The following is a 9,291-nucleotide window of genomic DNA, read 5'->3' as shown; positions in this document are numbered from 1 at the left end:
CAAAAAGCCAAAGGGATTAGCTTCTGAACCAATCGACCTCTTGAGGCTCTACCCCGTCACTGCGGACACTACGAAAAGATAGGCAGATTTATCGAACCGAGGTGCGCGAACGTTCGCTTTTGTTTAGGTGCTGGTCGCAAAGCGAACATTCTGGGGTCAGTTCACGAAACGGAAAAAATTGTACGCTAAGCCTTTGGCATCAATGATATCGACACCATTTTTTCCACAATTCATAAAGTTGCGCAGTAATTAGTCGACGACTGGCCCTTGCTAAATAATTTTCATTTCAGCATGAGTTGTGCTTTAAAAATTCAATTCTGCAACTACACTCATTGGGCGAACAGAGCGAGAAATCCGCCGTTAATTCCAATAGCGGGTACGCGAATGAATATCAGCTCTTAGGGGAATATTATGTTAAATTGTCTATTCACCGCTGAAGAACTAACCCCCCAATAACCCCTGCGCAAAATGCCCAGTAGCAAACGCCAGCCCCGCTGCGGCCGTACCCATGATCAAAGTCCGGAGTCCTGATCGCATTGCTGGTAAGCCATAGACGATACTTTTAAGCATTCCGATACCCAAGAAGACGACGCCTGCCAAACCAAGACTCGTCAGGAACTGAATCTGACTCTCCATACCCGGGATGGCATAAGGCAGTAAAGGTAAAGCACCAACCGACAAAAATGCGGCGAAGGTAGTCAACGCGGCTCGGCGTGGGCTGAGTCCGGCACCCGAGAGTCCGTACTCTTCTCGCAACATGGTTGCTACCCACACATCGGGATTACGACTGATAGCCTCCACTACTTGCTCCAGCAATTCGCCGTCGAATCCCTTCGCCTGAAACAGCTGGCGAATTTCCTCACGTTCACCTTCTGGCACAGCACGGATATGTTCACGTTCTGTGCGTTCAGCAAATTTGATCTGATTCAACTGCGCCTGGCCCGCTTCGTAATTACTTACCGCCATGCTGAAGCCGTCTGCAATCAGGTTTGCAAAGCCGAGTACCAACGCAACCTGTGGCGAGAAACCTGCGCCGAACGCACCCGATACAACCGCAAACGTTGTAACGCAGCCATCGATGCCGCCAAGCACAGCATCTGGTAGCGTCGAGGCCTTAACGGGACCAGCAAGCCGTGCACGAACGGCATTAGGCTGGTGCTCGCTGAGCAGTCTTTCATTTTCTGTGGATGGCATCTTTCAGCTTCCTGTTCAGGACGCGATTTGGTGCTTTGGGATTATAGGCTCAGTTCGACCTTGTCACTTTATCTGTCAATATACATCTTCAAGATAACGTCCCTGGCCTCTCAGAGTTTCAATATCGATGTGCAAGGGTTTGATAATGTCTTCTATAACCTGCCGCACAGCCGCCGCCATATCCCGGCCACCACAGACCAGTATCTGCGCACCGGTGTTAACCATCTGTCGCACGGCTAATTCATCCTGTTTGAGCTTATCCTGCACGTAGGCGCGCTCGTCTGTTCTTGAGAAGGCTGTGTTCAGCCCGCTCAGTCGATGATCCTCAAGATAGCGCCCAAGCTCAGGTTGGTAGAGAAAATCTGACCTGGCATCGCGACCGCCCCAGTACAGATACATAGGGTTGCAACTGGTATTGTTTCTGATGAAACCGGTTAACGGACCAATCCCGGCACCTGCACCGACAAGAATCACTGGTCGGTTACCGGTAGCTGGCCGAAAGCCTGGATTGGGGCGGATGAAGCCATCGATACAATCACCCGGCTTGAGGTCATGCAAATAACCGGAGCAAAGACCGCCGGCCTGCTTACGGACGCATATCTCAACAATTTCGTCATTTGCCGAGGACGCGAGCGAGTAGAACCGCGGGGGTTGACCGTGTGGGGGAATAACCCCCAAAAGGTCTCCCGCCTCGAACGGTGGCAGCGCTTTAAATCTTCTTGGAGAAGCCGTTAGCCATCCGCCCTGCTCCGCCGGTTTGAACCGGAAGATACTGGTGGGCGCCTGAACCGCAATCCCGTAATCCGCCCTTTCTACCAGTTCCAGTTTGACCGTTGCTGGCTGCAATGCACAGTAGTTCAAGAAAAGCGGAGTACCGATAACCTCACCAACCCGGTTTCCCCACTCACTGAATTGCGAGGCAGAACACCGATCAATCAGTTCAATGGCGTGCAAACGGCTGACGCCTTTACCGGCGAGCGCAGCATCCACCGACAAGGCAAACTGACAGAAGTTCGGAAACTGCCGGTCACCAAAACCCAGTACCGTGTATCGCAGGTTCTTCTCAGCCCGGAATTCTTTGAGCCTGGCCATAAACTGCCGGGCCGATGCGGGTGCATCACCATCACCGTATGTCGAAGTCAGCACGAACAGCCTGGAAGCCTGCGGATACTGCTTAGCCAGGGCATTCATCTCGCTGCAATGCACGCGGAAACCGGCCTTATTCAGGCTGCTATGGAGTTCCTGGGCAAATCCCCAGGTGGCATTACCTTCGGAGCCGACCAGAATAATTGTATCCGCCTGAGCGGCATCGGCGTTGTCAGGAAGCTGCCCTGAAGACCGGCGACGCTGCCACCAGATGGTTGCACCTGTTATCGAGAGAGCTGGCACAGTCAGTGCCGCAGCGCCAAGAATCAGGCCAAGCCACCATAGGCCTTCACCGGTGTGCAAACGTACAATCCAGTCCTGCAATACGCCGCTGTCAGAGCGCGGCTGGAACTGCAGCAACTCGCCCGTAGCCTGGTCCACGAATCCGGAGCCGCCGGCGGTTGACAGCGAATAGACGTCCTGCGGATCACCGGGATAGGGAAACACCAGTTCCCGGAGTTCGCCAAGATCGAAATTGCCTAGCGCTTTTAAGGTGCCCACAGGCGATGGTTGCCCGCCCGAGACCTCAGCCGGAAACCCTGGCCCTGTGTCAGGCGCTTCCGGCAGCAAACCAAAGCGCTGTGCCGACATATAGCTACCGGTCAGTGCGGATAACAGTAGGCCGAGCACGGCAAACCGGGCCAGCTCGGCATGGATTCGTTTCCCGCCTGAGCCGGAAAGCGGTCTTAGTATATTCTTCCAACCCCCGGTACGCCGGGCTATCAACAATATTCCCGAAAGACACAGAAGTACCATCAAAGCAGCTAATACGCCGGCCAGCGCTCTACCGGCATCATCCAGCATAAACGCACGGTGCAGGTCCTTGACCCAGCCAAAAAATGCGGAAGGTTCGTAGGGTGCGGTGCCCTCACCTGTTACCGGATTCACCAGATCCGCACCGGCCTGGCCGTCACGGCTGTAATAGACAATGACCTTGCCAGAAGGCTCTCGCACGATCTGCTCAGTCCCGGGATAGTGAGCAACGACCCGGTCTGCCAGCTCGGCAATACTGACTTCACCGGAAGCCGGAATGACCGCTGACACTCTATCCAGCGTCGGAGCCAAAGCCAACACAGCTCCCGTGACCGAGAGAACGATCAGGAACACGCCTGCAAGCAAACCCGGTAAACTGTGGAACTTGCGCAACATAATAGTCGATGCTCCTGGTGAATTATTGAAGCTCGTAGGTCAGAGCGCGCACGTAACCACGTCCTGAAACCGGCTTTCCGGACCCTTCGGTGGTCAGGGGGGCTATCACATCGGCTCTGATATCGCGCATATCTTCAACAGCAGAGTCGACTCGAACCTCATAGCCGTTGTCGATCAGCGAATCATCGAGGTTCAGAGTCACTTTCAGCGTGCGGCCACTGGTAACACTGGCGCCAGTCAAGCCGTCATACTCTGCAGGATCAAGCCCACTGCCCCGGGCCCAGCCTCCCAGGTGTTTGTAGTATTTAGATTTCTTCCCGGAAACCCAAAGGGTACCCTGATACTCTCCGGCGGCATCGGTAAGATACAGCGCCAGATAGGCTCCATCGCCGCCGTAATTCTGTAGTTCCGTAGTGAAGGTCACGTCACGGGCCTGGGCGAATACCGGTAAAGCCAAGGCGGCGAAAAGGCTGCAAGTGAGAACAAACGTTTTCATAAATGGTCTCCAAAAACCTGATGAACGTTAAAGGAACAGGGCAAATTCGCTGAGTTACTCAACGGTAACCGTGGGACGCCCCTTGACGATGCCGTTGCGTGGCGCCTGACTTTTGGGATTGTCCTGTCCATTTTTCCTGTTGCCGCGGTCCCTCTCCTCATCGTCACTGTCTTCACGCTCCCATTTCATCATGGTCAATGAAGCGGGCGCGAAAGAGGCTTCTGCCCTGACCCCATCGGCATCGAGGCCCCGGACTTCATAACAACCGTCGTCAACCTTTATTCGGTGAACTGTCCAGCCTTCGGCTTCCAGCTTTTCACGCAGATTTTCACGGGGCTGCCAACTCGCCACCGGATCATCGCAGTCGTCATCGGCCACTGCGGTACCGCTCAGAAGTAACAAAGACAGGCTCAGAATAATGGGTTTGGTCTTCATGGTGTCTCTCCTGCTGGTTGTGTTAAATCCACTCTAAGGCGCTAACCTGACAACGACCTGAACAAACGAGGCCATTTCAGCGGAACTGAAAAGCTTCTTTATGGAAGCGAGTCAGGCGGAAGGGTGCTGCCCGCAAGCCGTTTCTAATGGCTTCCCCCAGCCCTGCCGGGCCGCAGAACCAGACCTCTGCGCCTGCTGCCGAGCGTCCGTTGGTAGACAACGTCTCGGCAGACAACCTCTGCCCCTTGCTGCTGTCATGAATCTCGAGGTGTATCCCGGGAAAGCCATCGCAAAGCGCCCGAAGTCGATCCACCATGGGATCCTGGCCGGCGTTGCGCGTGCAGTAATGCAGATCGGCTTCAGGCACGGTGGCGTCGGTGGCGCTGCTTAGAGCTTCGAGCCAGGCCAGAAACGGCGTGATCCCGATGCCACCGGCTATCCAGATCTGGTGGGATTTGCGGTTGCGGCGATCGAAGTTAAAACAGCCGTAAGGGCCTTCTATATTTACGGTTTGCCCCACGCTGATTTTTTGGCTCAGATTGCGGGTGAAGTCGCCGAGCGATTTAATGATGAACGTAACCGTGCCATTTTCCCTATCGGCACTGGCAATCGTGAACGGGTGCGCGCCCTCTAGTCGGTCGAAGGTCACAAAGGCGAATTGCCCCGCACGGTGACCGGGCCATGCCGGCCCCATGTGGCAGGTAACTTCGGTGACGTCCCGGTCTGGTGTTTTGATCGCGGTGACCATGCCGCGAACCTGGCGACGACGACCAACTCTGCCGGTCAGGGATAGCCCGCTGGCGATGCTGCCGCCAAAGAGCAAAATGGCCATCAGCACACCGATTGGCTGCTGCCACCATTGCAGCGGAGTAAGCCACGCCGCGTGGAAAGCGAGCAACAGATAAAGCACCGGCATGCCGCGATGCAAATAGCGCCAGTATTTGTAGGGGAACTTGCGCAACAAGGTGATCAGCAGCATGGCGAACAGCAGATAGATGGCGAACTCCCCTACCTCTTCCGCCGCATCGCGCATGGTGTCGATGAACCCGGAATAATCCTGATCGTGCAGCTTGCCGGCTTTTCCGAACACCGACTCTATTACATCGTCACCCATTTCAATCAGCCAATGGGCGGCGGCGAATACCACTGCCAGAATGCCCGCCCATTTGTGGGTGCGATAGATCTGATCCAACCCGCCCAGCGGTCTCTCCAACCAGGCTGGGCGCAGTGCCAACATCATGGCTAGTGACATCAGAGCAATGGATAACAGCCCACTGAGCAGCAGGCTCTGGTCATAGACTGCCCAGGGAGAACCGGCCCCAGGACCTGCAAAGAGGTTCCAGGCCCATAGGCCCAAAACCAACACAACGAAAGGAAAAATCATCCGCATCATCACATCTCCTGCGATCGGTACCTGGAATATTCCCCCGAAGGCTAGCGCCCAAACCTGACAGCCAGCTGAAGGTCGGTGAAGAGAGATCGAAGCGTTATTGACCATTCAGGCTGTTGTCAGGTTCGAGCTGTAGTATCTTGATTTCAGGGCTGGGTCAGAGGTGAACAATGCGGGTTCTTTTGGTGGAGGATACGGCGGGATTGGGCGAGGCGGTCCGGGATCAGATTGCGGACGACGGCCACGCCGTGGACTGGGTGCAAACTCTGCGCTTTGCTGAGGCGAGTATCAGGACCACAGCCTACGACCTGATTCTGCTGGACCTGATGCTGCCCGACGGCCATGGCTTCGGCTTTTTGCGAACGATCCGGGCTACCGGAATAACAACACCGGTGATCATTCTGACCGCCAGGGATCAGGTGTCTGACCGGATTGAAGGATTGAATGCCGGTGCTGACGACTACCTGGTCAAACCCTTTGATCTTTCGGAGTTGTCGGCCCGCGTGGCCGCGGTGGCTCGCCGATATCGCGGCAATCCAAGCCCGATCATACAAGTGGGCGAGCTGATGATTGATCTTGGCGATCACCGCATCAGTCGCAACGGCCTGCCGGTAGAACTTACGGCACGGGAGTGGGCATTGTTTGAGGGCTTTATCCAGCGACCCGGAATGCTGTTATCGCGATCGCAACTGGAGGATCGTCTATACGCTTTCGGGGCCGAAATCGAAAGTAACACCATCGAAGTTTATGTCAGCCGTCTGCGTAAAAAGCTGGGGCGGGACGCTATCGTAACCGTCAGGGGAATGGGCTATCGCCTGGAAACACATGGCCATTAGAACCAGCCTGCAAAAAACACTCGGTATCGGCCTGACACTCGGTGTCACCCTACTCTGGCTGTTGGGCGTGACCGCTTCGGGACTGGTGGCACAGCATGAAATGAACGAGGTCTTCGACAGTGCCCTGGAAGAAACCGCCCAGCGCATACTGCCACTGGCGGTCACCGACATCCTGAACCGTGAGAACGGCGCGGGCAATCAAAAGGCCCCAGCCCTGAAAGACCATGACGAATACCTGACCTATCTGGTACGGGACGAAGCTGGAAATATTCTGCTCCAGTCCCACGATGCCGACCCTGGCGTGTTTAGCAGGACCCCCGCGGAAGGGTTTTCAGATACTCTGACCCACCGGCTATATGGCGTATCTGCAGTCAGCTATACCATCTATCTTGAAGTGGCCGAACCCTTGGCGCACCGGCGTGAATCCGCTCTGGAGGCGGGATTAGCCTTACTGTTGCCTTTACTGGTGCTGATTCCGGTCAGCCTGTTGGGTGTCTGGTGGATTGTCCGGCTTTCCCTTCGTAATGTGGTCGATTTTCAGCAAGACATTGAATCCCGCGGCGCGGGAGATCTGTCCCCTGTTGTAGAAGAGCAGTTACCCCGTGAATTTGAACCAATCGCCGGTGCCATCAACCGGCTGCTTGAGCGTTTGCATCGTGCTCTCGAATCAGAACGCAGCTTTACCGCCAACAGTGCCCATGAACTGCGAACTCCCCTGGCAACAGCGCTTGCCAAAGTGCAGCGACTGAAAACCAGAATGCCCGATGATTATCTCAAGAATGATGTTGCAGAAATTGAAGAAGCGTTACGCAGTCTCTCGGTGCTGTCCGGAAAACTGCTCGAGTTGGCAAAAGCAGAAGGTGGCGGTGCACTCTCACAAAGTCAGCAGGATCTTGTGCCCATCCTCGCGATGATTGCCCGGGATTTTGAGGCCCAGGCACCCGGGCGAGTTGTTTTATCCCTGCCGGAGCGCGAAGTGAACTCCTTTCTTGATCCCGATGCCTTCGCCATCCTGGTGCGTAACCTGATCGAGAATGCCCTTAAGCATGGTTCCCGTAGCGAGCCGGTGAAGATCAACCTGAACGATAATGGGGTTTTAAGGGTCTGCAATGGCGGTGCAAGAGTGCCACCGGAACAGCTCGCTCTTTTAAGAAACCGGTTTGCACGCGCCAAAACGGACGCTGCAGGTTCTGGCCTGGGCCTCGCGATTGCCGATGCGATTGCTAAAGGTGCCGGCATGACCCTGCATCTCAGATCGCCGGCAACAGGACGGCAGGATGGTTTTGAAGCGGAGCTGAATCTGGCATGTATCTGACACTCACCGACATTGTGCTGCTGACGAGCATCATTCAATCGCTGGCTCTTGCCGTTTTTCTCCTACTTCCATCCAACAGTGGGCTCATATCTAACCGACTCCTGGTTGCCACTCTGGTGTTCTTCGCCGCCGGGCTGGGAGAGATCTTCCTCTATGGCAGCGGGCTTGCGCTCCAGTACCCAAACTTCGCCTACCTCGGAACACTCATCGGACTTCTACAAGCCGGCTCGCTCTATCTATATGCGCAATCGCTGATGTATCAGAATTTCCAGTTACGCGGGAAGCATCTCGTGCACACGTTGCTCTTCTGGGTGGTCGGCGCAATTTTTCTGATTGAATATTATTTACAGCCAAGCGAGACCAAAGTTCAGATTCTGCTTGAACGGGACCACCCGGGCGTACTTACCTCTCCCCTTCTTGCAGTCGCTATTCACGCGGTCTTTCTGGGCTACCTGTACGCGACGATTCGTGCGATTAACCGTTTCGGCCTTGGTATTCGACAGATTTTCTCGAGTATTGAAAACAAACAACTTGCGTGGTTACGGACGCTTCTGATCGGCTATGCAGTGGCTTGGACCGTGAGCATGATGTACTGCCTTACAGCGCATGTGTTTAGAAGCGTGCCTGGAACCGAGTGGGTGGCCGGCGCTGGCGCTGTAACGGGCTTCATTTTCATCAATTTTCTGATGATAAACTCTCTTCGCCAACCCGTTGTTTTCTCTGGATTGGCAGCAGACCAGGCCGCCTTGCTGGAAGAAGAGCCCACGCCGCAGTTTGATCAAACTTTAAAGGTCAGGCTCCAACAGTTAATGTACCAGGAAAAGCCCCACTTGCACCCCAACCTGACCCTGGAACAACTTTCACGGAAATTGGGCGCCCCTTCAAGAGAGGTTTCACGGGCCATTAACCAAGGCTTTGGCTGCAATTTCTTTGAGTTCGTCAGTCGCTATCGCATCGACGAGGCGAAATCGCGCCTGGCCGATGCAGCCAATCAGGCAAATATTCTGCAAACTATGTATGACTCTGGCTTCAACTCGAAGTCCGTATTCAACACTGCTTTCAAGAAAGAGACAGGATTTACCCCCAGTGAATATCGCCGACGAGCCCTGCAGGGCGATATCCGACCCTAGCCACGATCCTGAACCTGGCTACCCGGCGTTCGAGTACGCTCTCACCCGATACTGAAACCTCTATCCTTTTGAATTACTAATCAGAAACAAAGTAAGCGAACATCACCCGGCGATATACGCCAGGTCCGGATGACCGAAAAAAGACTTCAATAACCGGGGTAGTTTCTGTAACCGCCGAAGTTGTCGATAAACGATATTCC

The 9,291-nt window shown here is 54.8% G+C and carries 8 protein-coding genes; 3 read left to right on the top strand and 5 right to left on the bottom strand.

The window, feature by feature from the left end:
- Window positions 1-441: 441 nt before the first annotated feature.
- The 5 genes from ARC85_RS19280 to ARC85_RS19260 all read right to left on the bottom strand — a co-directional run bounded on the left by ARC85_RS19280 (window position 442) and on the right by ARC85_RS19260 (window position 5,813).
- Window positions 442-1,194, bottom strand: a complete 753-nt coding sequence (locus tag ARC85_RS19280; protein WP_011784790.1) for a VIT1/CCC1 transporter family protein — start codon at window positions 1,192-1,194, stop codon at window positions 442-444.
- Window positions 1,195-1,269: 75 nt separating this feature from the next.
- Complete coding sequence (locus ARC85_RS19275) at window positions 1,270-3,489, bottom strand: PepSY domain-containing protein (RefSeq protein ID WP_011784789.1); 2,220 nt, start codon at window positions 3,487-3,489, stop codon at window positions 1,270-1,272.
- A gap of 22 nt (window positions 3,490-3,511) precedes the next feature.
- Window positions 3,512-3,985: a DUF2271 domain-containing protein gene (locus ARC85_RS19270; RefSeq protein WP_011784788.1), complete on the bottom strand. Its 474-nt coding sequence runs from the start codon at window positions 3,983-3,985 to the stop codon at window positions 3,512-3,514.
- A gap of 54 nt (window positions 3,986-4,039) precedes the next feature.
- On the bottom strand, window positions 4,040-4,420 hold the full coding sequence (locus tag ARC85_RS19265) for a PepSY domain-containing protein (RefSeq protein WP_011784787.1): 381 nt from the start codon (window positions 4,418-4,420) through the stop codon (window positions 4,040-4,042).
- A gap of 76 nt (window positions 4,421-4,496) precedes the next feature.
- Entirely contained in the window at window positions 4,497-5,813 is a 1,317-nt protein-coding gene (locus tag ARC85_RS19260; protein ID WP_011784786.1) for a ferredoxin reductase family protein, read from the bottom strand.
- A gap of 167 nt (window positions 5,814-5,980) precedes the next feature.
- Here ARC85_RS19260 and ARC85_RS19255 point away from each other — a divergent pair, with 167 nt between their 5' ends.
- Genes ARC85_RS19255 through ARC85_RS19245 form a run of 3 tightly spaced genes read left to right on the top strand, consistent with a single transcriptional unit; the run spans window position 5,981 to window position 9,091 of the window.
- Window positions 5,981-6,646: a response regulator gene (locus ARC85_RS19255; protein WP_011784785.1), complete on the top strand. Its 666-nt coding sequence runs from the start codon at window positions 5,981-5,983 to the stop codon at window positions 6,644-6,646.
- Complete coding sequence (locus ARC85_RS19250; protein ID WP_286715930.1) at window positions 6,636-7,961, top strand: sensor histidine kinase; 1,326 nt, start codon at window positions 6,636-6,638, stop codon at window positions 7,959-7,961. Before ARC85_RS19255 ends, ARC85_RS19250 begins: the two co-directional genes overlap by 11 nt.
- Entirely contained in the window at window positions 7,952-9,091 is a 1,140-nt protein-coding gene (locus ARC85_RS19245) for a helix-turn-helix domain-containing protein (protein ID WP_286715927.1), read from the top strand. Before ARC85_RS19250 ends, ARC85_RS19245 begins: the two co-directional genes overlap by 10 nt.
- Window positions 9,092-9,291 lie beyond the last annotated feature (200 nt).

The sequence above is a fragment of the Marinobacter sp. tcs-11 genome, assembly GCF_002049515.1.
Classification (GTDB): Bacteria; Pseudomonadota; Gammaproteobacteria; order Pseudomonadales; family Oleiphilaceae; genus Marinobacter; species Marinobacter nauticus.
This window is presented reverse-complemented; position numbering and strand designations above follow the sequence as displayed.

Coding starts and splice junctions, on each gene's coding strand:
- ARC85_RS19280 (WP_011784790.1), bottom strand. CDS start 1,194: ATGCCATCCACAGAAAATGAAAGACTGCTCAGCGAGCACCAGCCTAAT.
- ARC85_RS19275 (WP_011784789.1), bottom strand. CDS start 3,489: ATGTTGCGCAAGTTCCACAGTTTACCGGGTTTGCTTGCAGGCGTGTTC.
- ARC85_RS19270 (WP_011784788.1), bottom strand. CDS start 3,985: ATGAAAACGTTTGTTCTCACTTGCAGCCTTTTCGCCGCCTTGGCTTTA.
- ARC85_RS19265 (WP_011784787.1), bottom strand. CDS start 4,420: ATGAAGACCAAACCCATTATTCTGAGCCTGTCTTTGTTACTTCTGAGC.
- ARC85_RS19260 (WP_011784786.1), bottom strand. CDS start 5,813: ATGATGCGGATGATTTTTCCTTTCGTTGTGTTGGTTTTGGGCCTATGG.
- ARC85_RS19255 (WP_011784785.1), top strand. CDS start 5,981: ATGCGGGTTCTTTTGGTGGAGGATACGGCGGGATTGGGCGAGGCGGTC.
- ARC85_RS19250 (WP_286715930.1), top strand. CDS start 6,636: ATGGCCATTAGAACCAGCCTGCAAAAAACACTCGGTATCGGCCTGACA.
- ARC85_RS19245 (WP_286715927.1), top strand. CDS start 7,952: ATGTATCTGACACTCACCGACATTGTGCTGCTGACGAGCATCATTCAA.